The organism is Nitratireductor aquibiodomus (assembly GCF_900105565.1).
In the GTDB taxonomy this organism is placed as follows: domain Bacteria; phylum Pseudomonadota; class Alphaproteobacteria; order Rhizobiales; family Rhizobiaceae; genus Nitratireductor; species Nitratireductor aquibiodomus.
This window is the reverse complement of record NZ_FNSL01000001.1, coordinates 3,404,733-3,429,344: the sequence shown is the minus strand read 5'-3', so window position 1 is coordinate 3,429,344 and position 24,612 is coordinate 3,404,733. Positions and strand designations below refer to the sequence as shown.

Annotated in this window: 31 protein-coding genes; 9 read left to right on the top strand and 22 right to left on the bottom strand. The window is 61.3% G+C overall.

What is annotated here, in order from left to right; translation table 11 throughout:
* Positions 1 to 11: 11 nt before the first annotated feature.
* Positions 12 to 866, bottom strand: a complete 855-nt coding sequence (dapD, locus tag BLW55_RS16195; protein WP_007009660.1) for a 2,3,4,5-tetrahydropyridine-2,6-dicarboxylate N-succinyltransferase — start codon at positions 864 to 866, stop codon at positions 12 to 14.
* 144 nt (positions 867 to 1,010) lie between these two features.
* Between dapD and BLW55_RS16190 the strand changes: the two genes are divergently transcribed.
* The 3 genes from BLW55_RS16190 (at position 1,011) to BLW55_RS16185 (ending at position 2,922) form a co-directional block, all read left to right on the top strand.
* Positions 1,011 to 1,850, top strand: a complete 840-nt coding sequence (locus BLW55_RS16190; protein ID WP_090329477.1) for an LOG family protein — start codon at positions 1,011 to 1,013, stop codon at positions 1,848 to 1,850.
* A gap of 69 nt (positions 1,851 to 1,919) precedes the next feature.
* Positions 1,920 to 2,324 (top strand): hypothetical protein, encoded by a 405-nt coding sequence (locus BLW55_RS20835; protein ID WP_177174989.1) that lies wholly within the window; start codon positions 1,920 to 1,922, stop codon positions 2,322 to 2,324.
* Between the two features lie 55 nt (positions 2,325 to 2,379).
* Entirely contained in the window at positions 2,380 to 2,922 is a 543-nt protein-coding gene (locus BLW55_RS16185; RefSeq protein ID WP_244423505.1) for a copper chaperone PCu(A)C, read from the top strand.
* A 121-nt stretch (positions 2,923 to 3,043) separates the two neighbouring features.
* On the opposite strand, the gene BLW55_RS16180 is transcribed toward BLW55_RS16185, so the two are convergent.
* Together BLW55_RS16180 and BLW55_RS16175 are read right to left on the bottom strand one after the other, a co-directional pair.
* Positions 3,044 to 3,946: a DUF817 domain-containing protein gene (locus tag BLW55_RS16180; protein ID WP_090329475.1), complete on the bottom strand. Its 903-nt coding sequence runs from the start codon at positions 3,944 to 3,946 to the stop codon at positions 3,044 to 3,046.
* A gap of 5 nt (positions 3,947 to 3,951) precedes the next feature.
* On the bottom strand, positions 3,952 to 4,668 hold the full coding sequence (locus BLW55_RS16175; protein WP_025030005.1) for a pyrimidine 5'-nucleotidase: 717 nt from the start codon (positions 4,666 to 4,668) through the stop codon (positions 3,952 to 3,954).
* 155 nt (positions 4,669 to 4,823) lie between these two features.
* Between BLW55_RS16175 and BLW55_RS16170 the strand changes: the two genes are divergently transcribed.
* Complete coding sequence (locus BLW55_RS16170; RefSeq protein ID WP_090329474.1) at positions 4,824 to 5,726, top strand: EamA family transporter; 903 nt, start codon at positions 4,824 to 4,826, stop codon at positions 5,724 to 5,726.
* Positions 5,727 to 5,916: 190 nt separating this feature from the next.
* Here the strand turns inward: BLW55_RS16170 and BLW55_RS16165 are convergent, their stop codons facing one another.
* From BLW55_RS16165 to argB, 7 genes are all read right to left on the bottom strand, one after another.
* On the bottom strand, positions 5,917 to 6,582 hold the full coding sequence (locus BLW55_RS16165) for an ArsR/SmtB family transcription factor (RefSeq protein ID WP_025030006.1): 666 nt from the start codon (positions 6,580 to 6,582) through the stop codon (positions 5,917 to 5,919).
* A 144-nt stretch (positions 6,583 to 6,726) separates the two neighbouring features.
* Positions 6,727 to 8,130: an MFS transporter gene (locus BLW55_RS16160; protein WP_025030007.1), complete on the bottom strand. Its 1,404-nt coding sequence runs from the start codon at positions 8,128 to 8,130 to the stop codon at positions 6,727 to 6,729.
* A gap of 441 nt (positions 8,131 to 8,571) precedes the next feature.
* Positions 8,572 to 9,258 (bottom strand): DUF6544 family protein, encoded by a 687-nt coding sequence (locus BLW55_RS16155; protein WP_143038447.1) that lies wholly within the window; start codon positions 9,256 to 9,258, stop codon positions 8,572 to 8,574.
* Positions 9,258 to 9,695, bottom strand: a complete 438-nt coding sequence (locus tag BLW55_RS16150) for a carboxymuconolactone decarboxylase family protein (protein ID WP_210184106.1) — start codon at positions 9,693 to 9,695, stop codon at positions 9,258 to 9,260. The genes BLW55_RS16155 and BLW55_RS16150 overlap by 1 nt, the downstream gene beginning before the upstream one ends.
* Positions 9,676 to 10,080, bottom strand: coding sequence for a MerR family transcriptional regulator (locus BLW55_RS16145; RefSeq protein ID WP_025030010.1), 405 nt, complete (start codon positions 10,078 to 10,080; stop codon positions 9,676 to 9,678). The genes BLW55_RS16150 and BLW55_RS16145 overlap by 20 nt, the downstream gene beginning before the upstream one ends.
* The gene (locus BLW55_RS16140; protein WP_007009672.1) at positions 10,077 to 10,493 is read right to left on the bottom strand and encodes a nuclear transport factor 2 family protein; all 417 of its coding nucleotides are present in this window, start codon (positions 10,491 to 10,493) and stop codon (positions 10,077 to 10,079) included. Before BLW55_RS16140 ends, BLW55_RS16145 begins: the two co-directional genes overlap by 4 nt.
* 90 nt (positions 10,494 to 10,583) lie before the next feature.
* On the bottom strand, positions 10,584 to 11,477 hold the full coding sequence (argB, locus tag BLW55_RS16135) for an acetylglutamate kinase (protein WP_007009673.1): 894 nt from the start codon (positions 11,475 to 11,477) through the stop codon (positions 10,584 to 10,586).
* Between the two features lie 191 nt (positions 11,478 to 11,668).
* Between argB and BLW55_RS16130 the strand changes: the two genes are divergently transcribed.
* From BLW55_RS16130 to msrB, 4 genes are all read left to right on the top strand, one after another.
* Positions 11,669 to 12,208 (top strand): sigma-70 family RNA polymerase sigma factor, encoded by a 540-nt coding sequence (locus tag BLW55_RS16130; RefSeq protein ID WP_007009674.1) that lies wholly within the window; start codon positions 11,669 to 11,671, stop codon positions 12,206 to 12,208.
* On the top strand, positions 12,205 to 12,930 hold the full coding sequence (locus tag BLW55_RS16125; RefSeq protein ID WP_007009675.1) for an anti-sigma factor: 726 nt from the start codon (positions 12,205 to 12,207) through the stop codon (positions 12,928 to 12,930). Before BLW55_RS16130 ends, BLW55_RS16125 begins: the two co-directional genes overlap by 4 nt.
* Positions 12,931 to 13,057: 127 nt before the next feature.
* Positions 13,058 to 13,612, top strand: coding sequence for a fasciclin domain-containing protein (locus BLW55_RS16120; RefSeq protein ID WP_007009676.1), 555 nt, complete (start codon positions 13,058 to 13,060; stop codon positions 13,610 to 13,612).
* 171 nt (positions 13,613 to 13,783) lie between these two features.
* A complete protein-coding gene (gene msrB / locus BLW55_RS16115) occupies positions 13,784 to 14,293 on the top strand; it encodes a peptide-methionine (R)-S-oxide reductase MsrB (protein ID WP_007009677.1) in 510 nt (169 codons plus the stop codon).
* An 11-nt stretch (positions 14,294 to 14,304) separates the two neighbouring features.
* Here the strand turns inward: msrB and yihA are convergent, their stop codons facing one another.
* The 6 genes from yihA to BLW55_RS16085 form a co-directional block, all read right to left on the bottom strand.
* Positions 14,305 to 14,982, bottom strand: a complete 678-nt coding sequence (gene yihA / locus BLW55_RS16110) for a ribosome biogenesis GTP-binding protein YihA/YsxC (protein WP_025030013.1) — start codon at positions 14,980 to 14,982, stop codon at positions 14,305 to 14,307.
* 93 nt (positions 14,983 to 15,075) lie between these two features.
* Positions 15,076 to 15,384 (bottom strand): hypothetical protein, encoded by a 309-nt coding sequence (locus BLW55_RS16105; protein ID WP_025030014.1) that lies wholly within the window; start codon positions 15,382 to 15,384, stop codon positions 15,076 to 15,078.
* Entirely contained in the window at positions 15,371 to 15,748 is a 378-nt protein-coding gene (locus BLW55_RS16100; protein WP_090329471.1) for a hypothetical protein, read from the bottom strand. Before BLW55_RS16100 ends, BLW55_RS16105 begins: the two co-directional genes overlap by 14 nt.
* Positions 15,749 to 15,859: 111 nt before the next feature.
* On the bottom strand, positions 15,860 to 16,513 hold the full coding sequence (locus BLW55_RS16095; RefSeq protein ID WP_425286783.1) for a CatB-related O-acetyltransferase: 654 nt from the start codon (positions 16,511 to 16,513) through the stop codon (positions 15,860 to 15,862).
* 149 nt (positions 16,514 to 16,662) lie between these two features.
* Positions 16,663 to 17,151, bottom strand: a complete 489-nt coding sequence (locus BLW55_RS16090; RefSeq protein ID WP_090329469.1) for an anthrone oxygenase family protein — start codon at positions 17,149 to 17,151, stop codon at positions 16,663 to 16,665.
* A gap of 37 nt (positions 17,152 to 17,188) precedes the next feature.
* The gene (locus BLW55_RS16085; RefSeq protein WP_090329468.1) at positions 17,189 to 18,052 is read right to left on the bottom strand and encodes an NAD(P)H-binding protein; all 864 of its coding nucleotides are present in this window, start codon (positions 18,050 to 18,052) and stop codon (positions 17,189 to 17,191) included.
* Between the two features lie 105 nt (positions 18,053 to 18,157).
* Between BLW55_RS16085 and BLW55_RS16080 the strand changes: the two genes are divergently transcribed.
* Positions 18,158 to 18,781 carry a TetR/AcrR family transcriptional regulator gene (locus BLW55_RS16080; protein ID WP_090329467.1) on the top strand — a complete coding sequence of 208 codons (624 nt, stop codon included), beginning with the start codon at positions 18,158 to 18,160 and terminating at the stop codon, positions 18,779 to 18,781.
* Between the two features lie 62 nt (positions 18,782 to 18,843).
* On the opposite strand, the gene yidC is transcribed toward BLW55_RS16080, so the two are convergent.
* The 6 genes from yidC to BLW55_RS16050 all read right to left on the bottom strand — a co-directional run bounded on the left by yidC (position 18,844) and on the right by BLW55_RS16050 (position 24,514).
* On the bottom strand, positions 18,844 to 20,661 hold the full coding sequence (gene yidC, locus BLW55_RS16075) for a membrane protein insertase YidC (RefSeq protein WP_090329466.1): 1,818 nt from the start codon (positions 20,659 to 20,661) through the stop codon (positions 18,844 to 18,846).
* Positions 20,654 to 21,034 carry a ribonuclease P protein component gene (rnpA, locus tag BLW55_RS16070; RefSeq protein WP_007009687.1) on the bottom strand — a complete coding sequence of 127 codons (381 nt, stop codon included), beginning with the start codon at positions 21,032 to 21,034 and terminating at the stop codon, positions 20,654 to 20,656. The genes yidC and rnpA overlap by 8 nt, the downstream gene beginning before the upstream one ends.
* Before the next feature lie 23 nt (positions 21,035 to 21,057).
* Entirely contained in the window at positions 21,058 to 21,192 is a 135-nt protein-coding gene (gene rpmH / locus BLW55_RS16065; RefSeq protein WP_007009688.1) for a 50S ribosomal protein L34, read from the bottom strand.
* Positions 21,193 to 21,408: 216 nt separating this feature from the next.
* Positions 21,409 to 22,035: an FMN-binding negative transcriptional regulator gene (locus tag BLW55_RS16060; RefSeq protein ID WP_007009689.1), complete on the bottom strand. Its 627-nt coding sequence runs from the start codon at positions 22,033 to 22,035 to the stop codon at positions 21,409 to 21,411.
* Positions 22,036 to 22,140: 105 nt separating this feature from the next.
* Positions 22,141 to 23,037: a DUF937 domain-containing protein gene (locus BLW55_RS16055; protein WP_007009690.1), complete on the bottom strand. Its 897-nt coding sequence runs from the start codon at positions 23,035 to 23,037 to the stop codon at positions 22,141 to 22,143.
* Between the two features lie 103 nt (positions 23,038 to 23,140).
* The gene (locus tag BLW55_RS16050; protein ID WP_025030022.1) at positions 23,141 to 24,514 is read right to left on the bottom strand and encodes a glutamate--cysteine ligase; all 1,374 of its coding nucleotides are present in this window, start codon (positions 24,512 to 24,514) and stop codon (positions 23,141 to 23,143) included.
* Positions 24,515 to 24,612 lie beyond the last annotated feature (98 nt).

The following is a 24,612-nucleotide window of genomic DNA, read 5'->3' as shown; positions in this document are numbered from 1 at the left end:
CCGCAGGCCGGTCAATCGCGCAGGAGTTCGTTGATCGACGTCTTGGAGCGGGTCTTTTCATCGACGCGCTTGACGATCACGGCGCAGTAGAGGCTCGGACCCCAATTCTCGCCAGGTACGTTTTTACCAGGCATGGTGCCGGCGACGACCACCGAATAGGGCGGGACTTCGCCGTAGAAGACTTCGCCGGTGGCGCGGTCGACGATCTTGGTCGACTTGCCGATATAGACGCCCATGCCGAGCACCGAGCCTTCACGCACGATGCAGCCTTCGACCACCTCCGAGCGCGCACCGATGAAGCAATGATCCTCGATGATGGTGGGGCCGGCCTGCATGGGCTCCAGAACGCCGCCAATGCCGACTCCGCCCGAAAGATGAACATTCTTGCCGATCTGCGCGCAGGAGCCGACGGTGGCCCAGGTGTCGACCATGGTGCCCTCGCCCACATAGGCGCCGAGATTGACGAAGGAGGGCATCAGCACGACGCCGGGCGCGACATAGGCCGAGTGGCGCACAACTGCATTGGGAACAGCGCGGAAGCCGGCCTTCTCGAACTCGTTTGCGCTCCAGCCGTCGAATTTGGAAGCGACCTTGTCCCACCAGACGGCATCGCCAGGCCCGCCCTTGATGACCTGCATCGGGTTCAGCCGGAACGAAAGCAGCACTGCCTTCTTGAGCCACTGGTTCACCTTCCAGGAGCCGTCCTCCTGACGCTCTGCAACACGCGCCTTGCCGCTGTCGAGCAAATGAAGCGAGGTTTCCACCGCATCGCGAATCTCGCCGCGTGTGTCTGTCGAAACGCCGTCGCGCTCGTCGAATGCCTTTTCAATTGTCTTTTCCAGCGCGGCGGCATCGGTGTTCGTCATGCTTGCGGCTCCATTGAACAAGCTGTTAAGGGCTCAGCCATAGTTTGGGAGAAGGACCCAGATCGGCGCGGAAACTATGCGAAGCGTCACTAGGGGTCAATCTCGGGATCGCGCGGGGACGCGCCAACGGACGGATAAATGACGATGGATTCAAAAGACGAGAACGGCTGGACACCTCTACCGCATTCCGATGAAGACCTGCGTCGTGCAAGACAGGTGCCCGATACACCGCAGACGCGCGCGGAAACCTACCGTCTTGCCTGGGACGACGAGGACTTCATGACCCGACGCGAACTGCGGCCGGTGCGCTTGCAGCTCGAACTCCTCAAACCGGAAATGGCACTTGCAGAACGTGGCATCCGATCGACGGTGATCCTGTTCGGTGGCGCGCGCCTGCCCGAGCCCGGTGGAGAGGCCTGGGCCGCCAAGAACGAGACGCAGAAGAAGAACCTTGAAAAGAACAGCCGCTACTATCAGGAAGCCCGCAATTTCGCGCGGCTCTGCTCGGAAGAATCGGCCAAGTCCTACTACCGCGAATATGTGGTGGTGACGGGCGGCGGACCCGGCGTGATGGAAGCCGGCAATCGCGGTGCTGCCGATTGCGGCGCCCCCTCCATAGGCCTCAACATCGTGCTGCCGCATGAGCAGGCACCGAACCTCTATGTGACGCCCGAGCTCTGCTTCAACTTCCACTATTTCGCGATCCGCAAGATGCATTTCATGATGCGTGCGAAGGCGGTCGCCGTGTTCCCCGGCGGTTTCGGGACAATGGACGAACTGTTCGAGACGCTGACCCTGATCCAGACCGGACGCATGGAGCGTTTGCCGGTGGTGCTGTTCGGCAAGGATTTCTGGGAAGGCGCGATCAATCTTGCCTTCCTGGCCGAACAGGGCACGATCTCGCCCGGAGACGATGAGCTGATCACTTTCGTCGACACGGCCGAGGAAGCCTGGGCGAAGATCGCCGAGTTCTACGAACTCTGATCCCGAATGCCGTCATGCCGCAGTCCGCGGCACTGGCGGCATGGACAACAATCGGCTAGGCATTTGAGGATGATCTCCTGCCGAGGCAACACAAGCTGGTTTGGAAACCTGCGCCGCGATGCGAAGCTTTTCGCGGCGGTAGGGTGTCTTTCTCTGCTCATGGGGCTGCTGCAGCCGCTGGCCTTGGCTTCGGCTGCACCGGCGTCCTACGGCTTCGTCATCTGCACGACTTACGGGATTGGCACAGCCTCCGATGACAGCCGTGAACATCCCCGCACGACCGAATGCCCTCTGTGTCTGAGCGGGCACACCTGTGGTTTCCAGTTTTCGCCCGCCACGCCGCAGCTCCTGGCACTGGTGCTGCCAGTACCGCAAGAGAACGGTGCCGCTGTATCCCATTGGGGCGATGGACCACGTACCAACCCTGCGAGCGACACGGCACACGGCATCCGCGCGCCCCCTGCCCCTGCCTGATCTTTTAAAGCCCGGGTTTCCGGCAATTCAAAGCTCAGACATGAAAGGCAGAACCATGCGTTCAAACATCCTTATCGCGGCAGCGGCTGCGTTCCCGCTAATCACAACGGGAGCAGTGGCTCACGGAACGAGTGCCGACCATCACGCCTCCAATCAAGAGGTCACGGAAACGACCGCGGACCACCACGCCGTTGAGGCCGGTGATCTGAAAATCGCACATCCCCGGGTGCGGGCCATGCTGCCCGGTCAGCCGTCTGGCGGCGGATACATGGTCATCGAGAACACCGGCTCCGACAATGACCGGCTGTTGACCCTGACCTCGCCACGCGCCGGCAAGGTGGAGGTCCACACCATGGAAATGAACAATGACGTGATGGTCATGCGCCCGGTGAAGGGCGGCCTGACGATACCCGCCGGCGAAACGGTGACGCTGGAACCCGGCGGCCTGCACGTCATGTTCATGCAGGTGGAAAAGGGCTTTCAGGAGGGCGAATCCATACCGCTGACACTCGAATTCGAAAAGGCTGGAAAGGTCGATCTGGAGCTAACCGCAGGCCCCGCACGCGGCAGTGCGTCCGATACGGGGCACAGCCACTGACGCCGGGAGCGGCCTCCCGCTAAAACGGTTCACCGTCTCATGGAAGCGCCGCTCCGCTCCATCTGCCTGTTTCTCCGCGTTTGCGCGAACGTCAGGTGATTTCACCTGACTGCGAAATGCTCTACAGGGCGGCGTCGGCCTGGCCGGCGCCTGCCCGAACATTCTCCAGGGGGGCTTTGTCGGGCGTTCGAGGACGGTGAACCACAGTCACCAGAACGAACGAGATGATCATCAGGAGATACCACGAGCCCAGTTTGGAAATAGAAACCGGCGTCCATCCACCGGACTGATCCGGGTAGATCCAGGCACGCGACCAGGTGCCGATGTTCTCTGCAAACCAGATGAACAGCGCCACCAGCAGAAACCCGAGCAAGAGCGGCATCCGATGGCGAAACCGGAATACACGGTAGTGCACCGACGTGCGCGCGAAAAGCAGCGCAGTGGCCGCAAAGAGCCCGTAGCGCACATCGACCGTATAATGATGGGCGAAAAAATTCACATAGATCGCTGCCGCCAGAGCCAATGTCATCCAGAAAGCCGGATAACGGGTATAGCGCATGTCAAAAATCCGGCTGATGCGGGCGAGGTAGGACCCCACGGCGGCATACATGAAGCCTGAGAAGAGCGGCACAGCGGCGATGCGGAAGAAACTTTCTTCCGGGTAGACCCACGAGCCCGCCGAAGTCTTGAATAGCTCCATCACCGTGCCGACCACGTGGAAAATAAGGATGACCTTCGCCTCAGACGGTTGTTCGAGGCCGGCGGCCAGCATGACCATCTGTATGGCAAGCGCTGCCAGAAACAGGAAATCGTAGCGCGCCAGAAAGGCGTTTTGTGGCCACAGGTAGTGTGTTGCGATGATCAGGGCGAGGAGCACCCCGCCGAAAAGGCAGGCCCATGCCTGCTTCAGCCCAAATACGACGAACTCAACCAGAGCGCCCGCCAGACCGTGCGCAGGCAACCTGTCGAGCACGCGATGCGCGAGTGCGTCGATGCGCGCTTCAAAAGACGTGAAACGCCGCATCGGCGTCAGGCCTTCATCGCCGTTTCAAGGAAGTCCGCGAGGTTGTCTGTGACGAAGTCGACATCGTCTTCCTCGTTCGCGTCCTGCTCCCATATCTCGGTGAAGGTCGGCTCGAAATTGTTGGGCACGACCAGAACCGTGGTCATGCCAAGCTTCTTCGGCACCGCCAGATTGCGCGCCAGATCCTCGAACATGACCGCGTTTTCGCCCACCACGCGATGCAGGGCGACGAACTTGTCATAGGTGGCCGCAGCCGGCTTCGGAAGAAGACCGGCCGCAACGATGTCGAAAATGTCGTCGAAATGGTCGAGCACGCCCAGCTGGCGCGCCGCACGCTCCGCATGACCGCGATCACCATTGGTGAAAATGAACTTGCGGCCCGGCAGGGCCCGGATCGCATCACCAAGCCTCGGGTCGGGATCGAGCCAGGAGTAATCGATGTCGTGCACCTTCTCGAGAAAATCATCCGGGTCGATGCTGTAGCGCTCCATCAGCCCGTTGAGCGTCGTTCCATATTCCCGGTAGAGGTTTTTCTGGAGCGTTCTGGCTTCGTCGCGCTCCATCTGCAGGAGTTCGGACACATAAGCCGTCATCTTCACGTCGATCTGCGAAAACAGATTGCTGTGATGCGGATAGAGCGTGTTGTCGAGATCGAACACCCAGTCGGTGACGTGGGAAAAGCGATCTGCGGTGATGCGGTGGGCTGAGAGCTGGTTTGTCATACATTCCTTATGGCAGACACGTGCCTTGCGCGACAATCTGCGCAACCGGCTTTTGCAGAGCATTCGTGCCGGCTCGAGCGGTAGCCCAGATTGGTATACCGTTTTGTTGCGTGTGCGCCTTGCGCAATTTGCTTCGGGATAGCAAAAGGCGCGGCATGGAAATCTGGATCCCGATCACCATCGCCGCAGCCTTCCTGCAAAACCTGCGCTCAGTTGGCCAGAAGCACCTCAAAGGCGTGATGGGCACGACGGGCGCGACCTTTGTGCGCTTCGGCTTCGGCATGCCGTTCGTTCTTGTCCTGTGGCTTCTGCTGCACTCGGCTGCTGGCTACGAGTTTCCGGAGATCCACGGCACGTTTCTCGCGTGGACGCTGCTCGGTGGACTGGGGCAGATTTCCGCGCAGTTTCTGCTGATCTATCTATTTTCCTTCCGCAATTTTGCGGTCGGCACGGCCTATTCGCGCACCGAACCGGCGCAGGCGGCCATCTTTGGCCTTGTGCTGCTTGGCGAAATGGCAGGCTTCGGCGCGCTCATTGCCATCGCGGTCACGGTGATCGGCGTGATGCTGATCTCGGTCGCCCGCGTGCCGATGAGCTGGAGCAATCTGTTCCGCTCGCTCATCAGCCGCACAGCGCTGATCGGCCTTGCCTCCGGCACGCTTTTCGGCGTGACGGCCGTGGCCTATCGGGCCGCCTCGCTTTCTCTCGGCGGGCCGAACTATCTGATGCAGGCGACCACGACGCTGGCCGTTACCATCACGTTCCAGACCGTAATCATGCTTGCATGGATGCTCTGGCGCGACCGCGCCGAGGTGGGACGCATCGCAAAAGCGTGGAAGCCTTCGCTTTTCGTGGGTTTTGTCGGCGCTGCCGCCTCGCTCGGCTGGTTCACGGCCATGACGCTGCAACAGGCAGCGGTGGTGAAGGCGCTGGCGCAGATCGAGATGATCTTCACCTTCGCTTCATCCGTGTTCTTCTTCCGCGAGCACATCAACCGCACGGAAGTGGCGGGATGCTTTCTGATCGTCGCGGGCATCGTGCTTCTGGTGCTGCTTTAGATGTGGTGCGTGGTTCGACAGGCTCACCATGAGGGGCGTATAGGCTGCCGCCCCTGAGGCACACTATGGATAGGTTTCCCGCCAGGCACATCCCTCCCTCATGGTGAGCCCGTCGAACCACGCACGACGCTGTTGCCACGAAATCGGGAACCCGCTTGCGTTTTCGGGCCGGTGTTACTGGCTCAAAAGATCAGGCACCGGTCTCGACGGAAAGGCCGGCGGCTTTCCAGTCGGGGAAGCCGGCGTTCAGGAGGCGTGTCCTGATGCCCTTTCGGCGGAGCAAAGCGACCGCAGTGACCGAGAGAACGCAATGGGGCCCACGGCAATAGGCAATCACTTCATGCTCCACGGGCAGTGCTGAAAGGCGCTCTTCCAGCTCTTCCACCGGGATGTTTATCGCCCCCGGCAGATGGCCGATGGCAAACTCCTCGCGCGGCCTGACATCAAGCAGCGTCACGGAGGAATCGCGAAGGCGCTCCAGAAGCTCGTCCCGCGAAATGCCCTCCAGCCGTTCGGTCTGGTTCACGCTGTCGGAGATGACCGACTGGATTTCGGCCCGCCTATGCTCGGCAAGATATGTGAGGGATGCGAGGAGTTCGTTGATGGGGCCGCTGGCAAGATCGTAGAGAATGCGCTTGCCATCGCGCCTTGCCACCACAAGATCGCTGCGCTTCAAATGTTGCAGATGCTGCGACGTGTTGGCGACCGAAAGGCCCGTCAGTTCCGCAAGCCGCTCGACCGAGCGCGCACCCTGCGACACATGCTGAAGAAGCATCAGGCGCTGCGGACTGCCCAATGTGCGCGCGATCTCCGCGAGTTCGGTGAGAAGAGCAAGCTGGGCGCGTTCGATATCCATTTGCAACATATAGGAAAAACAGCTTTGTCAATCAATCTATTGAGCGTTTTCAATCCGGAAGGGCGGCAGTGTGCGTCAGACTCCAAGAATGAGGCCTGACGCGATGATCGCAGTTGAAGCGTTCCCGCTTTTCCTGAAATCGCTTTACTCGGCGGGATGCGTTGCGGGGGCCGCGATGCGCCGGCCTGACGCAAAGGACAGAAGTGCCGCCACCAGATAGGCAACCGCTGCCGTGCCGAACGCCCAGGCATAGCCTGCGATGGTGTCGATCTGCGTGGCCGCCACCGCCATCAGGATCGCAAGCCCAACGGTGGGACCGAGCTCCATCGCGGTGTTCATGACGCCGCCGGCGAGGCCTGCCCGGTTCTGGGGAACGTTTGCGGTGGAAAGCACTGCCGAGCCGGAAAAGGCGAACGAGATGCCAACCGCCACAAGGACGATCCCCGGCAGAAGGCCCGGAAGATAGCGCGTATCGGGCGTAATCTGCGTGAGCAGCGCGAGCCCGACGGCGGCGATCAGCAAGCCGATGCCGGTCATGCGGGCCGGCCCGAAACGGCCGACCAGCGGACCCGCTGCCCGCCCCATGACGATGAGGGCCACTGCGAAGGGCACGAAGGCCATCGCCGTCATGAAGGGCGACCAGCCGAGTATCTGTTGCAGATAGAGGGACAGCACGAAGTTGACGACGCCCGAGCCCGCTGCCGCGAGAAACATGCCGAACAGTCCGGTCAGGCGCACGGGCTCCAGAATGAACCCCGGCGGGAGAAGCGGGTCGCGAACGCGGCGCTCGATCGCGAAGAATGCGGCGAGCAGGACGAGGCCCGTCAGCAGGGGGGCAAGCACCATGGTGGAACGCCAGCCATGATCGTCAGTCGCGATGAGCGCAAAGCTCGAAAGGGATATGCCCAATGTGGCGAACACCGCGCCTAGGGGATCGAGGCCCGGTCTGCGCTCCGTGCTTTCGCTGACGCCGCGCGGCAGAAGCCCCGCCGAGGCGCTCAGGCCGAGCAGGGAAACCGCCACCGGCACAGCGAACATCCAGCGCCATGAAATCCAGCTCGTCAAAACGCCCGATACGATGAAGCCGAGCACCGCGCCCAGAACGGAGACACCGCCCCAGGTGACCATGGCGCGGCCGAATGCCGCCGGCTCCGGAAAGAGGGCTCGAAGAACGGCCATGGCAGAGGGCGCCACCATGGCGCCGCCAACGCCCTGAAGGAGGCGCATCGCCACAAGAACGCGATAGCTGGGCGCCAGCGCCGCGATGGCCGACGCCACACCGAAGACGATGAGACCGATGGCAAACATGCGCCGGCCGCCGAAACGGTCGGCAAGCCTGCCACCGAAAAGAAGCAGGCCGCTAAATGGCAACCCATAGGCTGCGAGCACAAGAAGCAGATCCGCTGCGGTGAGGCCGAACTCACCGGCGATGATGGGCAGCGGCACAGTGATGAGCGCGATGGTGAAGATAAGTGTCGCCTGCACGGTGGCCAGAATGACGAATGCGAGCGAACCGGCGGTTGGGGGAGCGTGGTGCTTGGGAGCCATGATTGTCCTGCAGCTGTTGAGGGACCTGAAGCCGACCCGAGACGACGCACGCGTTGAGCGCACAGAGCCGCCGTAACTTTCCGGCTTTATCCATCATTCAATTATACAATTGAATGATGGAGTCAAGGCAAATCAGAGGCCTGCCTGCAGGGCGCTTACCGATCTGGTCTAGGCGTCAGCGACAGGATGGCGTTGCCAGACCGTTGCGTGAGGATGAGGACCGCGCTCTGGCACCAACAGGATTGCGTATGCGAATGGAGCGCAATGCGCGCATCCTGCACCCGGGCGTGCGGTTCGGCGGGCTTGAGCAGCGTTGGGCTATGGAAGTCGGGGGTTGCCGGAATGGTTCACCGTTTCCTGGAACGCTGTGCCGGCCATTTGCTTGGTATTCCGCATACATGCGATCTCGGTGAAGCCACCTTACGGAAGCCTCCTGCAGGATCAGCGCCGTATCTCACCTGACACGGCAATCTTCCAGCATTCCAGACGCCCATGCCAGACGCAGAAGCGCCTGCCATTCACCTCCCAGCCGACTTCGGCGGCGTGTGGGATCCAGCGACTACCGACCCGGCGGTAGTCGCTGAAAGCACCATGCCACGGGCGCTCCCGCAGGCCTGTCTCCTCCTGCCGGGGCCGGTCGTGAGCCGTGACGGTTGCAACGTGGCCATTGGCATCCAGCGTGAAGATCACCGATGCATCGACCGACCCGATATTTGCCGTCACCCGCAGGCCGCCATTCGGCAGGTCCTCCCAGCGCAGTTGGCTGTTGTGCAGGATCGCATCGGGGGCCCAGGGTAACTCCGCCAGATAGCGCATGAGCTCGCCCTTTGTGAGCGCATCGGAAGCATGGGAGCGGTTCAGGGGCACAACCCCGAACAGGAAGAGACCCGCTTCCGGCTTCCCGTTAATAAAACCGTCCCTGACGGTCAGAGCGCCGAAAGGACCTGTTCTCGCGACCCAACTGAATGCAGGGCTTCCAAGGGCGATCCACTGGTGCGCCGTAAAGCGCATCCAGCGGCTTTGTTCACCTGTACGCAGCCGCCCGGACTGGGCAAGTGTGACCCGGTGCCCGGCAGACGTGGCCGAAGCACCCAGTCGCGCTGCAAGCTCGCGGGCTGCCCGTTGCATCAGATACTGTCCCAGGCCGACGCCGACTGCGCGTTTGTCCTTTCGGAGAACAGCTCCAAAGCCGCATTGATGCCGTTGATGGCCGCAGGCCAGCCACCATAGGCGGCCATTTGCAGGATCACTTCCAGGATTTCGCGTTCGCTTGCCCCGACTGCGAGCGTATGCTCGATGTTCACCCTGAGCTGAGGTGCGGTTTGTCCACCAAGCGCCGTCAGCGCCGCCACGGTGGCGAGTTGCCGCGTTTTAAGATCGAGACCTTCCCGGGCATAGAAGCGCCCATAAGCCCCCTCTATCAGCGTTTCGGAAAAACCCGGAAGCGCCGCATCGTAGCGTCCGGCGAGGATAGCCTCCAGATCGGGATTGAGCGTTTCCGCGATCGCACGTCCCTTCTCAAGTGCGCTGGCGGACGATCCCATCTCATTTGTCAGGTCGGTCACTCTCGTCTTCCTTCCTGCCGCCCTCGGCGCGATGGCGCGCTTCGATTTCGGCATAATTCATGATCTTGTAGTCGAGCAGTTCGACGCATTCCTGGAGTTCGGCAATTTTTGCCAGAACCGCCGCGCGTTGACGCTCAAGCATGCCGCGGCGTTCGGCCGACGTGTCATCGCCCTTCCGACGCAGGCTTGCATAGGTCTCCACATCGGCTAGCGGCATGCCTGTTGCCTTCAGCATCTTGATGAAACCGAGCCAGGGGACGATGGCGTCATCATAGGCCCGCTGGCCACCCTGCCGCCATGGCGGGTCGATGAGCCCCAGCTTTTCGTAGTAGCGTAGCGTATCGATGCTCAGGCCCGTGCGCCGCGCGACTTCGCCTATTTTCATGCGGCCTCCATATGGGCTGAAAGCGCTTCTTCAAGCCGGGCACTGTCCTCACAGAACTGATAGTGCGCGATCTTTCCGTCGCGCACGCGGCAACGCAGAACCCATTCGCTGAAGAAGCGCTTTCCGGTGGAAGCGACGGTGTGGTCGAGCTGACCGCTGGCGAAGGCCACGCCCTCGCCCGCTCCAAGATGCTCCACGGTGAGCGACTGATTGCTGAAGGTGTTGCCGAGCGCGGCGAGAAAGGCGCGAAATCCTTCATGCCCTCTGCGCGCTCCGTAGGGCGGAACAGATGGTTTCGCTTCCGCTCGAACGCCAATGAATACGGCATCCGCGGCCACGAAGGCGCAGGCCGCATCGACATCGCCCGCTTTCAGCGCCGCAAGGAATTTCTCGATGATGTTCTGCTCATGCATATGTGCATCTCCATAGTGTGCACATATGCATCTACTTTCTGGAGTGAACTCCAGGTCAAGCGGTTTCTGGCGATTTTATCGTCCGTGCCCTCACGGAACGATCAGCGTGCCCGCACCATGCTCGGTGAAGAGTTCGAGCAGGACGGAATGCGGGGTCTTGCCGTTCAGGATCACGACGCCCTCCACCCCGCGCTCGATGGCCTCGATGCAGGTTTCCACCTTGGGGATCATACCGCCGGAGATGGTGCCATCCTTGATGAGCGCGCGCGCCTCGGAGACGGTCAGCTCGTCAATCAGCTTCTTGTCCCTGTCGAGAACGCCGGGCACGTCGGTGAGGAACAGGAGGCGCGTGGCGCGCACGGCGCCGGCGATGGCGCCGGCAAAGGTGTCGGCATTGATGTTGTAGGTGTGGCCGTCACGGCCCGGCGCCACCGGGGCGATGACGGGGATCATCTCGGAATGAGCGAGCAGATCGAGCAGCGTGCGGTCGACCTCCACCGGTTCGCCGACAAAGCCGAGATCAAGCACGCGCTCGATGTTGGAATCGGGATCGACCACGGTCTTGTGCGCTTTTTCGGCGAAGACCATGTTGCCGTCCTTGCCGCACAGGCCGATGGCCCACTCGCCCTCGGCGTTGATGAGCGCAACGATTTCCTTGTTGATGGAGCCGGCCAGCACCATCTCCACGATCTCGACGGTCTTTTCGTCGGTAACACGCAGGCCGCCCTCGAATTTCGATTCGATGCCCATTTTCTTGAGCATGGCGGCGATCTGCGGTCCGCCGCCATGAACGACGATGGGGCTGACGCCGGACTGCTTCAGGAGTGCGATGTCGCGGGCGAACGCCTGACCAAGCTCCGCATCGCCCATAGCGTGGCCGCCATACTTCACGACGATGGTCTTGTTTTCATAACGCTGCATGTAAGGCAGTGCCGCCGAGAGAAAGCGGGCCTGGGCTTCAGCAGTTTCCGTCATGTCCGTCATCGCGTTGTTCCCCAAAGTCAAAACGGCGGTTTCTTAAAGCATTTTTCGCGGCAAGTGAAACGATCTTGCGGATCAGCAGATAAAAAGCTGCGTTCGAGCCCCGCAGGCATGCTTGCCTTTGCGCGGACGTGCGCTAACTCTGTTGCGAGCCAGCCTTTCCCATCGTGAGTTTTGCACCTAATCTCCCCTACATGACACCAGACGAGATAACGAAGCTGATCTTTCGAACCGCGCTCAGGGAGCGTGCGGCATTCGATCTTCTTTATCGGCACACCAGTGCGAAACTCTTTGGCGTCTGTCTGCGTGTCTTGAAAGACAGGGCGGAGGCCGAAGAGGCCCTGCAGGACGTTTATGTGAAAATCTGGACCAAGGCCGACCGGTTTGCCGCGACGGACCTCAGTCCGATCACATGGCTTGTGGCGGTGGCGCGCAATCACGCGATCGACAAGCTGCGGGCACGCAAGGCCCCGGCGGCGGAACTGGATGAGGCCCAGGCGGTTGCCGACCCCATGCCAAACCCGGAAAGCATGGCCGAGGCCGGCAGCGAGCGCCGGCGGATCGATGCCTGCCTCGGCGAGCTTGAAACCGACCGAGCCACGGCAGTGCGCGGGGCCTATCTCAACGGTGACAGCTACGCCGAACTTGCAGCACGTTTCGATGTGCCGCTCAATACGATGCGAACCTGGCTGCGGCGCAGCCTTTTGAAGCTCAGGGAATGCCTGGAACGATGACAGTGGCAGACGAACACGGACCCGAGAGGAGCGACGACGATCTCGTTGCGGCCGAATATGTGCTCGGCGTGCTCGCAGCCGAAGAGCGCGCCGCTGCTGCGCGCCGCATCGAAACCGAACCGGACTTCGCGCATCTCGTGGAGCACTGGGAAGCCCATCTCGCTCCCATGGCGGGCGCCTATGAAGCGGTGGAGCCTCCGGTAAACGCGAAGTCGGTCATCGACGCGCGGCTTTTTGGTACCGAGCCGGCAGCGCAAGAAAAAGCCGGCCTGTGGTCGAGCCTTGCCTTCTGGCGCGGTGTCGCGGTGGCGGCACTCCTGGCGTTCGGCACCTATGTCGCCCTCACCTATACGAGCCTGCCCTTCGGCAGCCAGCCGCTTGAAGAACAGCGCTTCGTTGCCTCACTAGCCCATGACGATACCGACGTGCGCTATCTCGCAATCTATGACAGCACCAAACGCGACGTGGCGCTCTCCCATGTTTCGGGTGCACGGCCCGATGGGCGCGATTTCGAGCTCTGGGCCATCGAGGGCGACAGACCGCCGGTCTCTCTGGGCGTGATTCCGGTCGGCTCGAGCGTGCACGTGGCACTCAGCGAGGCGCTCGGAGCGGCCATCGATGCCGGTGCCGTTTTCGCCATTACGACCGAACCGCTGGGCGGTTCGCCTTCAGGTGAGCCAACCGGCCCGGTGGTTGCGCTCGGCGACCTGCGCGACATCTGATTTCGGGCTTCGAAAAAAAATCCAGATTTTTTGAAACTTCCCGGAGCGTCCCTCCGTGTTTCCTCATGTTCCCCAAAACGGGCCGACCACGAAGGCGGTCCCGCAAACGAACCTGAGGAGTTTAAACATGCGTAAGATCACTGCTTCCCTTCTCGCCGGCTCGCTCGCTCTCGCTTTCACGGGATCGGCTCTGGCCGAAAACCCGATGGTCGGCGGCGCAGCCATGTATGCGGACAAGAACATTGTCGAAAACGCGGTCAACTCGAAGGACCACACCACGCTGGTTGCAGCCGTGAAAGCTGCCGGTCTGGTCGAGACGCTTTCGGGCGAAGGCCCTTTCACCGTTTTCGCACCGACCAACGCCGCTTTTGAGAAGCTGCCCGATGGCACTGTCGACACGCTTCTGAAGCCCGAGAACAAGGAAACGCTCGCAACGGTGCTGACCTGCCACGTCGTGGCGACCGAGGCCATGTCCGACGCCATTGGCAAAATGATTTCCGACGATGGTGGCAACCATCCCGTCAAGACTGTCGGCGGCTGCATGCTGGAAGCCAAGATGGACGGCGACAGCATCACGCTGACCGACGAGAACGGGAATGTGGCGACCGTAACCATCGCGGATGTGGATCAGTCCAACGGCGTCATCCACGTGATCGACACGGTTCTTCTGCCGAAGGGCTGATTGGGACCCTGCAGAAGGACAGGCAGGTTCCGAACGGGGCTTTCGGAACCGCGAAGGGCGGCGCATTGCCGCCCTTCGCACCTCACACCGACTTGACTTTGAGGTGAAGGCCCATCCGGCTTACGGTCCGCCGGAATTTGATGCGCACCAGAAGCGCAAAGGAGCTTGACGATGAAACGCCGCAAATTTCTCTATGGCACGGCTGGCGCCCTGGCTGCATTGACGGGCGGAGCTTTCGTACTGCGCGACCGGCCCGGCGGTAGCGCCATGGCTGAAACCTTCGAAATCACCAAAACCGAGGAAGAGTGGCGCGCGATCCTAACGGAACAGCAATTCGCCGTGCTGCGGCAGGAGGCAACGGAACGCGCCTTTACGAGCCCGCTCAACAATGAGAAGCGTGCCGGCCTCTTTCACTGCGCCGGCTGCGATCTGCCGCTCTATTCATCCGAGGTGAAGTATGATTCGGGCACGGGATGGCCGAGCTTCTGGGAAGCGCTGCCCGATGCCATCGGCACAAGGCCGGACAATTCCCTCTTCATGACCCGCACCGAGTGCCATTGCCGGCGCTGTGGCGGCCATCAGGGCCACATCTTTGACGACGGCCCGCCGCCGACCGGCAAGCGCCACTGCATCAATGGCATAGCTTTGACGTTCAAACCGGGTGCAACAATGCCGAGCTGAAGTTCCTCCGCTCAGCCGTCGGTCACGGCGCGGGCGATGGCGTCACGCAGTTCGTCCATGCCGTGGCCCTTTTCGGAAGAAGTGGCGACGATTTCCGGGAACGCGGCGGCGCGTTTCCGGAGTTGGGCCTCGGTGGCGGCGAGCAGCTTTTCCACCGCCGGCGGCTTGATCTTGTCGATCTTGGTCAACACCACCTGATAGGAGACTGCGGCTTTGTCGAGCAGGTCCATCACCTCCTCGTCATTCTTCTTGATGCCGTGGCGGGAATCGATCAGCAGGAAAACACGCTTCAGCGTGACGCGTCCCCTGAGATAGTCGAAAACCATTTCGGTCCAGGCGTCGACCTGCGCCTTGGGTGCCTTGGCGAAACCGTAGCCGGGCATGTCGATGATGGCCATGGGCGGCAGGTCGCCATCCGCACCGGAATAACCGTCGGGAACAAAAAAGTTCAGTTCCTGCGTGCGACCGGGCGTGTTGGATGTGCGGGCGAGACCACGCTGGACAATCAACGCGTTTATCAGCGATGACTTGCCGACATTCGAGCGACCGGCAAAGGCCACTTCAGGCGGCCCTTCCGGGGGCAGAAACTTCATCGCCGGCGCACCACGCAGGAAAACCCACGGACGCAGGAAGGTCCCGCGATCAATCTGCGCCCTGCCGGCGGCTGCGCCATCCTGTGATGCGTTCACGCCATCATCTCCATTGCCGTTCAGATCACGGCATCAAGACTGACGGGGCATTTGTCAACTGCGCTGTTGCTGAAACCGTATTTTGCAGGTCATTCAGGCGGTGCCGAGAACCTGCATTCCGCCCAGATCGCGTGCGCGGGGCCTGCGGCTCGCCTCAAGCAACGCCTGGCCGAGGTATTCAAGATCGCAGGCTTCCTGCGGGCGCCATCCACACGGGCAACAGGCCGGCTCCCGATGTGCTGCGGCTGTCTCGCGGTAAATAAGACCTATGGCGCGCACCGCCTCGCGCATGACGACCATTGGCGGCAGGCCGGTCCGGCGCATCAGCTCGCTCATTTCCTTCATCATCTGCATCTTGAGATGCGCTTCCGCCTCCTGGCGGCGGTGTTCAAATCCACTCATTGGTGCCAGTCTGTCCTTCTAAGTGCGCAGAGTTTCTGCGCGAAAATCCCTCGGCGGCCTGCATTCCGCCGGCCATCACGTGCAATTCGCCACAGGCCTCGTCCAGTTCACGCATCGTCTCGAAGAGCGCTTCGCGGTCCCGGCAGTGGGCGTCGAACAGGGCAACGAAGATCGTGTTGCTGCCGTCATGCGGCTCCGGTGCATCATTCGCACGCGCCAGGCTTTCGGCGGCAGCCCGCTTGGCGGCCTGAACCTTGGAACGCAGCCGCTCCACGCGCAGATATTTGCCGCGGTAGCGCTCAAGCTCTTCCGCTTCAAAGGCATGATGGGATGCAAAATCGTCGATTGGGCTCAAATGCATCATGTCGCTCACCTTTCAGCCTCCGGCCGCCTCTGATGAACAGAGCGACCGGAGACACAGACACAATACTATACTAAAAATGTCAAGTTTAATGATGCGGCCGGCGGTGCGGGTTCAGACGGCTGCCGCAAGAGCATCAAGGTCTGCACCGCGGATGGCAGCAAGGTTGCGGCTAATCTTCTCCGCAGGCCAGTTCCACCAGGCGATCTCAACGAGGGCGGCAACGGTCTCGGGCGCAAAACGCACACGCAGGACCCGCGCCGGATTGCCCACGGCGATGGCGTAGGGGGGAATATCTGAGGCGACGACAGCGTGGGCTCCGATCACCGCCCCGTCGCCAACCGTGACACCCGGCATGATCTGCGCCTGCCGCCCGATCCACACATCATTGCCGACGATCGTGTCACCCCGGCTGTGCTCCACATAGGCCTTGCCATCAAACCCCTCCTCCCAGCCATTGCCGAAGATATTGAACGGGAAGGTGGAGAAGCCCGTCATGAGATGGTTTGCTCCATTCATCACGAATGTGGCGCCGTGGGCGATGGCCACGAACTTGCCGATAACCAGCCGATCGCCGAGAAAGTCGAAGTGATAGAGGACGTTCCGTTCCTCGAAACGCTCGGCGCCGCAGGGATCGTCATAATAGGAAAAGTCACCCACTTCGATGTTGGGCCGGGTGATGACATTCTTGAGAAAAACGGTTCGGGGAAAGCCCGCCATCGGATATGGCGTAGCAGGATCTGGTCCGTGCATGCAGACCTCCTTGATCAAAAGGGGAAATGACCACCGCCTCCGTCAAACGGCAAAGGGCCGGACCTCAAGTCCCGGCGGCGTGTTCTTCGGTCCCCTTAGCTGATCATCGAAGCCTCTCCTTCATTGCAGGAGCATCTTTTAGAGGAAATCTTCCGGCCAGACAATCATGCCTGCTGCATCAGCGCCACGACAAAGCTTGCGAGCGCTACCAGCGAAGCCAATGTGCGCAAATGGTTCCACATGACCCATCGGGAGAGATAATCGCGCCAGAGATCGGCGCCCTGAGTCGACGCCGGATCGACCTTTGCCAGAGCCTCGTTCATGGGAACGTTGAAAACAACGGTGACGAGAAACGTGCCCACCACATAAAAAAGCCCGCCAGCAACGAGCCAGACACCGCCGGACGGCACCAGCCCGAGCAGTGCGAGAACACCAAGCAGAATTCCCAGGAGCCCGGTGCCAAAGAACGCCGCGAAAAAGACGGGGTTGAGCACGATGACATTGATCGCCTGCATGGCCTGAATGCCTGCCGGAACCGGAATGCGTGCCAGCGCCTGCATCACCGTGTTTGAAAATGTAAAAAAGAAGCCCGCCATGACACCTGCGCCGAGCGTGGCGAGTAGTGAGAGCGCAAAGACAAGTCCGTCAGCCATGGCGGTTTCTCCGTTTTCTTGAGATTACGGGATTTCTTCAGATCGTGTCAGCGGCGGGCACTTTGTTCCAGACACCTGTCGCCACCGTGCGGCGCACGTAATCCGAGAAGTCCACCGGCGGGCGGCCGAGAGCCTGCTCGACACCGTCGGCCAAGCTTTCGTTGCGACCGTCAAGCACCTCGGTGAAAAGTTCGCGCATAAGATCGACCAGCGGTTCATCGAGCCCCTCGTTGCGTGCACCCTCAACGAATGCATCGACCGGGATGCGCGTGAAGCGGATGTCCCGCCCGCATGCCGCGCCGATCTCGCGCACCATCTCGGGAAAGCTTATCAGGCGCGGGCCCGTGAGGGTGTAGAGCTTCCGTTCGTGGCCCTTTTCGGTCAGGGCCGCGAACGCGACATCGGCGATGTCGTCCGCATCGACGAAAGGTTCGCGTACATCGCCCACCGGAAGGGCGAGCTCGCCGGCTCTGATCGCATCGAGGAAGAAGGCCTCGCTAAAGTTCTGAAAAAACCAGTCGGCACGCAGGATTGTCCACTCAGCGCCGCTTTGCCTGAAGAGTTCTTCGGCCCTTTCCGCACTCTCCTCGCCGCGACCGGACAGAAGTACCAGCCGGGTGACACCCATTTTCACAGCCAGCCTTGCAAAGGCCTCCACGGTTTCGGCAGCGCCCGGCACGGCAAGGTCTGGATAGTAAGCCACATAGGCCGCCTCAACGCCATCGAGTGCGGCACCCCAGGTGCTCGGGTTTTCCCAGTCGAACGGGATCGCAGCCCCGCGCGAACCGATACGTACGGGTACGCCTGCGTTTTTCAGTCGCTCGGCAAGGCGGCGGCCCGTCTTGCCCGTGCCACCAGTGACGAGAACGGGTTTGCTGCGGTCGGAATCGTGCCTGGTCATTTCACTCTCCATAAAGTGACAAATCCTCACATTTGCAAAAGTGATAAATTCTCATATTATGTATGTCAACAGAAATATGAGAAACACTCATAAAATGGATCAGGCATGACGGAGACAGAGACGCCCGGCGCCATCGCGGCACGCAGGACGCCCACGCAAAAGCGCGCGCGGGAGCGTGTGGAACGCATTCTTGACGTCGCGCGGAGCATCATTGCCGAGAGCGGCAGCGAGGCGATGAAGATGAGTGAGGTGGCACAGCGTGCCGGCATTTCAATCGGCTCGCTCTACCAGTATTTTCCCGACAAGGCGGCGATCATTCGCACGCTTGCGGAACACTACAACGCGCTCGGCAGGGCGTGCATCTGCGAAGGGCTGGAAGAGGTTCATGATCTGGCGAGCCTCAGGAAGGAATTCACCGCGCTGATCGACGAGTATTACGCGATGTTCCTGTCCGAGCCGGTCATGCGCGATATCTGGTCGGGCACGCAGGCAGACAAGACGCTGTCTTTGCTCGACCTTGAAGATGCGAGAGCCAATGCGCAGGAACTGGCGCAGGCAATGCTGCGCGCGTCACCCGAACGCGATCCCGATTCCGCCGCCTCGACCGCCCTGCTGATCATCCATCTGGGCGAAGCCACCATGCGGCTTGCCATTCAGGTGGGCGAAGCAGAGGGGCGACAGCTGGTGGAGGATTACAAGCGCATCGCCCTGCGCGAAATGCTGGGGTAGAAGCACATCTGAACATCTGAAATGGAAAAGGCCCGCTTTCGCGAGCCTTTTCGTTTGTTTGGCTATTCGGCCGGTTTCGGCTTTTTCTTGAACAGACCTGCCAGATTGTCCCAGAGTTCGATCTTGGCGCCCTGGCGCTTCATGATCACGCCCTGCTGGACGATGGACAGGAAGTTGTTCCAGGCCCAGTAGATCACCAGACCAGCCGGGAACGTGGCCAGCATGAAGGTGAAGATCACCGGCATCCAGTTGAAGATCATCGCCTGTGTCGGGTCGGGGGGCGTCGGGTTCATGCGCATCTGCAGGAACATGGTGATGCCCATGATCAACGGCCAGACACCGATCAGCAGGAAGGCCGGCACGTCGTAAGGCAGCAGGCCGAACAGGTTGAAGATAGACGTGGGATCGGGCGCCGAAAGGTCCTGTATCCAGCCGAAGAAGGGCGCGTGGCGCATCTCGATGGTGACGTAGAGAACCTTGTAGAGCGCGAAGAAGACCGGGATCTGAATCAGGATCGGCCAGCAGCCGGCAATCGGATTGATCTTCTCTTTCTTGTAGAGCTCCATCATCGCCTGCTGCTGCTTCATCTTGTCGTCCGCGTATTTCTCGCGGATTTCCATCATGGCAGGCTGGACCTTCTTCATGTTCGCCATGGACTTGTAAGACTTGTTGGCGAGCGGGAAGAAGATGAGCTTGACGACAACCGTGGTGGCCAGAATGGCGACGCCGAAATTGCCGAGCAGCTTGAACAGCCAGTCGATGAGATAAAACATCGGCTTGGTGATGAAATAGAACCAGCCCCAGTCGATCAGAAGCTCGAACTGACGGATGCCCCGGTCGTCTTCATAAGCATCGACGACATTGGTTTCCTTGGCGCCGGCGAAAACCATGAGCTCGCTGGTTGTGGATGCGCCATCGGAGATCATGAATTCGTCGGTCAGATAGTCGGCCTGATAGCGCGGCTTGCCGTCGCCGGAGTAAGTGTAGCGCGGCTGAAAATCCTGACCGGTTCGGGGGACCATCGTGACGGCCCAATACTTGTCGGTAATGCCTAGCCAGCCATCGGAGGATTTCGCCGGCTTTCTGATCTTTTCCTCCTCGACATCCGAATAATCGATTTCCTGCAGGCCCTCCTCGCCGGTCACGCCGATCAGGCCTTCATGCAGGATGTAGATGCCGGAGGTCTTTGGCGTTCCGATGCGGGTGGTGCGGCCGTAGTTGCGCAGTGCGACGGCAGCACCCGAGGCGTTTTCCACCGTGTCGGAAACCGTGAACATGTAGTTCTCGTCGACCGAGAAGGTGCGCTTGAAGGTCAGGCCCTTCTCATTGGTGTAGGAGAGCGTGACGGGGCTCGACGGGGTGAGCGTCTCGCCTTCGGCAAGCGTCCACTCGGTCGAAGGACCTGGCAGCGTTCCTGCTGCCTCACCGCCCACATAGCCCGTCTCGACGTAATAGCCGTCGGGGCCGGTCGAAGGGTTGAGCAACTGAATGTTGGGCGAGTCCTTCTCGACCGTGACCCGGTAATCCTTGAGGAGCAGATCATCAAGACGCGCGCCGGTCAGATTGATGGACCCGGAAATGCGCGGCGTATCGATCTTCACACGCGCGCTGCCGGCTACGGCTGCGGCCCGGTCAAGCGGAGCAGCGGACTGGCTGGCCGTGCCGGGCACGGCGCCATCACCGCCCGAAGGCGACGGTATATCGCTGTTCTCACCACTTGAAGCCGTTCCGGCCGGGGCCGTTTCAGCGGCCTGTCGCTCTTCGATCTGGGCCGTCTCGCGCTGCGCCTCGATGCGCGGGTTCATGTAGAAAACCTGCCAGAGCGTCAGGATCAACACGGACAGCGCGATCGTGATGAGGAAATTGCGATTGTTATCCATCGATGTCCTTGCCCTTTCCACGCCCGGCACCGGTTTCTCCGATGCGACGGGAAAGCTCGTCTTTCAGGGAGGCGAACGGCGCGTCAAGCACAGAACGCCGCGCCACGATCACATAATCCTTGCCGGCGGCCATGTCGTGAACCGCATGGAGGCGGCAGGCTTCCTTGAGCCGCCGGCGCACGCGGTTTCGAACGACCGCGTTGCCGACTTTCTTCGTGACTGTAATGCCCAGCCGTGGCGGGTCCTGATCGCCGCGATCGAGCACTTCCAGCAGAAAAAGCCGCCCGCGTCGCTTTTCACCGCGACGGACGGCCAGAAACTCGGCGCGCTTTTTGAGGCGCGCCGGGGGTGGGACGGCTGGCCGGTCCGTCATCTTTCCGGCCTCGCCTCCAAACCTTATGCGGACAGCCGCTTGCGGCCGCGATTGCGGCGGGCTGCGATCACGCGACGGCCGCCCTTGGTGGCCATGCGCGCACGGAAACCGTGCCGACGTTTACGGACGATCTTGGAAGGCTGATATGTACGCTTCATTTGTTTTAATACCGCGGAGTGCGGCCCTTCTTAGTTCTGTTTCAATGAACAGGAGCTTTGCTTTCAGGGCTGGACCGAAGGCACGAATACGCGCCGCCGGACGCAAGGCCCAAGCGTGGCCGGGCTTATAGGAGCATGGATGCGCAGAGTCAATCAAAACGGCGCGAATGCGCAGCCATCGCGGCAAGGGGTCTCACCCTGACCGGGAGGCGGGCATCAGTCCTGCGGTATCTGCGCTGCCGCAAGCCGTTCGTCCGGATGCGCGCTCGCAGCCAGCCCGGCAGCAACACCCGCCCTGTCGGCAGCGCTGCGATTCTGGCTCATCTTGCGCTTGCCTTCGAGGCTCGTGATGGGAAGGCGGAGGCCAACAATGCCGCGTAGCTGGCCCCTGATGAACTTTTCAGGTGCATCCGAGACGGACCAGATTTCCGGGCGCCCCCCTTCATGCAGGGCCGTCAGGCGCTCAACCACGCTGCGGAGCCGGGTTTCGTCATCGAAGAACTCGATCGCTCCCCGCGCCTGAACCACACTGTAGTTCCAGGTGGGAACGACCTTCCCGTGCTCCTTCTTGGAGGCATACCAGGACGGGGTCACGTACGCGTCAGGGCCCATGAAGATGGCCAGCGCATCGCCAACGGGCGTATCCTTCCACTGCTCGTTGGCGCGTGCGAGATGCCCATACAGGGTACCGAAAGGCCCCTCTGTCTCGTCAAGGAAGAGTGGCAGAGGGCTCGCATGGAGGCCATTCGAACCGGATGTCACCACATTGGCAAGCCGCGCCGCCCGCATCAGATCATGAAGCGCGGGCAGCTCTTCCTCTCGAAAGGCGGGTGGGCAATACATTTCGGTTCGTCTCCCTGAAGATCGCGCAAATCTAGCGCGCCCACCGGGTCGGGAAAAGAACGGGATCCGCCTTGCACAACAGGAAAACCCCTGTGGCGCAAAGGCCTATCGGCGGCGTTCCATCCCCTGCCGGAACTGCTCGAAGATGTTTTCCACGCCGCGCTCATAGTCATCGCGCGTCTTGCGGCCGGTCTCGAACATCTGGCCGAACAGGTCGTCATAGGGATTGCGGGGGCGGCCACTCGGGTTGGCTTCCGGCTCGGGCTGCGGTGCACGGCGGCTCTGCGGTTCAGGTTGCCCGGCACCCTGCCCGCCACGCAGGAACTGGTCGAAAATATCCCCCAGAGGGTTGTTGCCCTGGCCGCCAGAGGGAGCGCCGCGCCTGGTGGAACCACCACCAAACATGCCTTCCAGTATCTGGCCGAGCGGGTTGTCGGACGGGCTCATACCAGAGGGGCCCCGACCCCGCGGCTGAGCGCCCGGCTGCTGCTGGCCCATCTGGCGCATCATCTGCTCCATAAGGTCACCGAGCATGCCACCGCCGCCAGCCTGTGCCTGGCGCGGCTGCGCGCCCTGCATCTGACCGGTGGACTGTTTGAACAGGCCGCCCATGAGCATGGAAGCGAGCACGGGAAGCATCTGCTTGAGCATGTCCTGACCGAGCCCGGTGGCCTGCGCGGCGTGGCTTGCCACGGCGCGGCTCACATCCTTGGATCCGAACAAATGCCCTAGAATGCCATTCCCCTCGGCCACGCCCTGCGGCGAGAAGGCGTTGGCGGCATCCTCGAAATATTTTGCGTGCTGGCCGGAGGCGAGCGCACCGAGAAAATTGCCGGCACCGTAGGGATCGGCCGCGTTGCGCTTCAGCCCCTGGCTGAATGCCGGCAGGAGCGCCTCCATGGCCTCCTGCGCCTGTGCCTGCGAAATGCCAAACTGCCTGGCGAGTTGATCCACGCCTTGCCCCTGACCGGCATTGTTAAGCATCTCGAAGAGCGGAAGCATGGGTTTTCTCCTTCAATCAATCGGTGCCGAGCACCTATCGGACCATTGTTTCAGGAAGATAACCCGACAAAGCGGCTTTGTCTTTGCCGCCTTGAATGGAAGTCTAATAAGCCTGTTCGAGAAACACCGGCTCAATGGAACCGTCCCAGCGGGTGTTGAAGGCATTGGCGAGTTCTTCCGCGCTGGTGGTGCCGCGCGCAACGATCTCGTCCAGCGGGCTCAGGAAGCTTGCCTCATCATAGCCTTCCGGATTGAGACGCCTGCGGGCGGAGAGCCCCTTGCGCGAAATGGCCAGAACCTCGCGGGCAATGTCGCGTAGCTCGTGATTGCGGAACCGCGTGGCAAGCCCCTCCTTCGGCACTGCGTTGCGCATGGCATCCACCTCCTCGAACGACCAGTCGGCCGTGAGGTCGTGGGCGGCGTCGAGTGCCGCCTGATCATAGAGCAGCCCCACCCAGAAAGCCGGCAGCGCACAGATGCGCCGCCACGGGCCGCCATCAGCGCCGCGCATTTCAAGAAATCGCTTGAGACGCACATCGGGAAAGAGTGTGGAAAGATGGTTCGACCAGTCACCGATGGTCGGCAGGCCGTCGGTCACCTCGTCCTTCAGAGCGCCTTCCATGAACTGGCGGAAGGTGATGTGGGTGCAGTCATGATAGCGCCCGTCGCGGAGGATGAAATACATGGGAACATCCAACGCCCATTCCACATAATCGGCAAAGCCGAAGCGCTCGGAGAAGACGAAGGGCAGAAGACCGGCACGCTGGTTGTCCGTGTCGCGCCAGATATCACCCCGCCAGGACTGGAGCCCGTTGAGCCGTCCCTCCGTGAAAGGCGAATTGGCAAAGAGCGCGGTGGAGAGCGGCTGCAGGCGCTGGGCAACCTGCATCTTGCGGCGCATATCGGCTTCCGTCTCGAAATCGAGGTTCACCTGGATCGTGCAGGTGCGGTACATCATGTCGAGGCCCTGTGTGCCGACCTTCGGCATGTAGGCGGTCATGATTTTGTAGCGCGATTTCGGCATTTGCGGCGTTTCGGCAAGCGACCATTTCGGGCTGCCGCCGAGACCCAGAAAGCGAATGCCGAGCGGTTCGGCGATCTCGCGCAGCTGCGCCAGATGGGCGTTGCCCTCGCGGCAGGTCTGGTGGAGCGTTTCCAGTGGCGCACCGGAGAGCTCGAACTGGCCGCCCGGCTCCAGCGAGATGGCGCCCTGCCCCGTCGGCTCGACGAGGCCGATTATTTTTCCGTCATCGTTGATGGCGTCCCATCCGAGAATCCGCTGCATGCCTTCCAGCACTGCCTTGATGCCGCGCTCGCCCTCATAGGGAACGGGCCGGTTGCCATCGACATAAAAAGGGAACTTCTCGTGCTCGGTGCCGATGCGCCATTTTTCGCGGGGCTTGCAACCCATTGCGAGATCGGCGGCAAGTTCTTCGACCCGTTCGATCGGCCGGTTATCGGTGGTGTCACGGGCCATAACTGCTCTCCTGGCAAACCATCAGCGATCTGATGGACCATGCTGACAATCCGCTTCAAGTAAAAAGTGCTGACAGGAGCGTCAACCTCTCTTCACAA

What these genes read in the sequence shown, in the direction of transcription:
- BLW55_RS16060 (WP_007009689.1), bottom strand. Translation starts at nt 22,035, where the DNA reads ATGTATTGCCCACCCGCCTTTCGAGAGGAAGAGCTGCCCGCGCTTCAT.
- BLW55_RS16190 (WP_090329477.1), top strand. Translation starts at nt 1,011, where the DNA reads ATGGATTCAAAAGACGAGAACGGCTGGACACCTCTACCGCATTCCGAT.
- BLW55_RS16080 (WP_090329467.1), top strand. Translation starts at nt 18,158, where the DNA reads ATGACGGAGACAGAGACGCCCGGCGCCATCGCGGCACGCAGGACGCCC.
- BLW55_RS16165 (WP_025030006.1), bottom strand. Translation starts at nt 6,582, where the DNA reads ATGGATATCGAACGCGCCCAGCTTGCTCTTCTCACCGAACTCGCGGAG.
- BLW55_RS16180 (WP_090329475.1), bottom strand. Translation starts at nt 3,946, where the DNA reads ATGCGGCGTTTCACGTCTTTTGAAGCGCGCATCGACGCACTCGCGCAT.
- BLW55_RS16140 (WP_007009672.1), bottom strand. Translation starts at nt 10,493, where the DNA reads ATGCATGAGCAGAACATCATCGAGAAATTCCTTGCGGCGCTGAAAGCG.
- BLW55_RS16055 (WP_007009690.1), bottom strand. Translation starts at nt 23,037, where the DNA reads ATGCTTCCGCTCTTCGAGATGCTTAACAATGCCGGTCAGGGGCAAGGC.
- BLW55_RS16125 (WP_007009675.1), top strand. Translation starts at nt 12,205, where the DNA reads ATGACAGTGGCAGACGAACACGGACCCGAGAGGAGCGACGACGATCTC.
- argB (WP_007009673.1), bottom strand. Translation starts at nt 11,477, where the DNA reads ATGACGGACATGACGGAAACTGCTGAAGCCCAGGCCCGCTTTCTCTCG.
- BLW55_RS16105 (WP_025030014.1), bottom strand. Translation starts at nt 15,384, where the DNA reads ATGAGTGGATTTGAACACCGCCGCCAGGAGGCGGAAGCGCATCTCAAG.
- rnpA (WP_007009687.1), bottom strand. Translation starts at nt 21,034, where the DNA reads ATGACGGACCGGCCAGCCGTCCCACCCCCGGCGCGCCTCAAAAAGCGC.
- BLW55_RS16160 (WP_025030007.1), bottom strand. Translation starts at nt 8,130, where the DNA reads ATGGCTCCCAAGCACCACGCTCCCCCAACCGCCGGTTCGCTCGCATTC.
- BLW55_RS16155 (WP_143038447.1), bottom strand. Translation starts at nt 9,258, where the DNA reads ATGCAACGGGCAGCCCGCGAGCTTGCAGCGCGACTGGGTGCTTCGGCC.
- BLW55_RS16085 (WP_090329468.1), bottom strand. Translation starts at nt 18,052, where the DNA reads ATGACCAGGCACGATTCCGACCGCAGCAAACCCGTTCTCGTCACTGGT.
- BLW55_RS20835 (WP_177174989.1), top strand. Translation starts at nt 1,920, where the DNA reads ATGATCTCCTGCCGAGGCAACACAAGCTGGTTTGGAAACCTGCGCCGC.
- yidC (WP_090329466.1), bottom strand. Translation starts at nt 20,661, where the DNA reads ATGGATAACAATCGCAATTTCCTCATCACGATCGCGCTGTCCGTGTTG.
- dapD (WP_007009660.1), bottom strand. Translation starts at nt 866, where the DNA reads ATGACGAACACCGATGCCGCCGCGCTGGAAAAGACAATTGAAAAGGCA.
- msrB (WP_007009677.1), top strand. Translation starts at nt 13,784, where the DNA reads ATGAAACGCCGCAAATTTCTCTATGGCACGGCTGGCGCCCTGGCTGCA.
- BLW55_RS16100 (WP_090329471.1), bottom strand. Translation starts at nt 15,748, where the DNA reads ATGATGCATTTGAGCCCAATCGACGATTTTGCATCCCATCATGCCTTT.
- rpmH (WP_007009688.1), bottom strand. Translation starts at nt 21,192, where the DNA reads ATGAAGCGTACATATCAGCCTTCCAAGATCGTCCGTAAACGTCGGCAC.
- BLW55_RS16050 (WP_025030022.1), bottom strand. Translation starts at nt 24,514, where the DNA reads ATGGCCCGTGACACCACCGATAACCGGCCGATCGAACGGGTCGAAGAA.
- BLW55_RS16185 (WP_244423505.1), top strand. Translation starts at nt 2,380, where the DNA reads ATGCGTTCAAACATCCTTATCGCGGCAGCGGCTGCGTTCCCGCTAATC.
- BLW55_RS16090 (WP_090329469.1), bottom strand. Translation starts at nt 17,151, where the DNA reads ATGGCTGACGGACTTGTCTTTGCGCTCTCACTACTCGCCACGCTCGGC.
- BLW55_RS16130 (WP_007009674.1), top strand. Translation starts at nt 11,669, where the DNA reads ATGACACCAGACGAGATAACGAAGCTGATCTTTCGAACCGCGCTCAGG.
- BLW55_RS16120 (WP_007009676.1), top strand. Translation starts at nt 13,058, where the DNA reads ATGCGTAAGATCACTGCTTCCCTTCTCGCCGGCTCGCTCGCTCTCGCT.
- BLW55_RS16145 (WP_025030010.1), bottom strand. Translation starts at nt 10,080, where the DNA reads ATGAAAATAGGCGAAGTCGCGCGGCGCACGGGCCTGAGCATCGATACG.
- BLW55_RS16175 (WP_025030005.1), bottom strand. Translation starts at nt 4,668, where the DNA reads ATGACAAACCAGCTCTCAGCCCACCGCATCACCGCAGATCGCTTTTCC.
- BLW55_RS16170 (WP_090329474.1), top strand. Translation starts at nt 4,824, where the DNA reads ATGGAAATCTGGATCCCGATCACCATCGCCGCAGCCTTCCTGCAAAAC.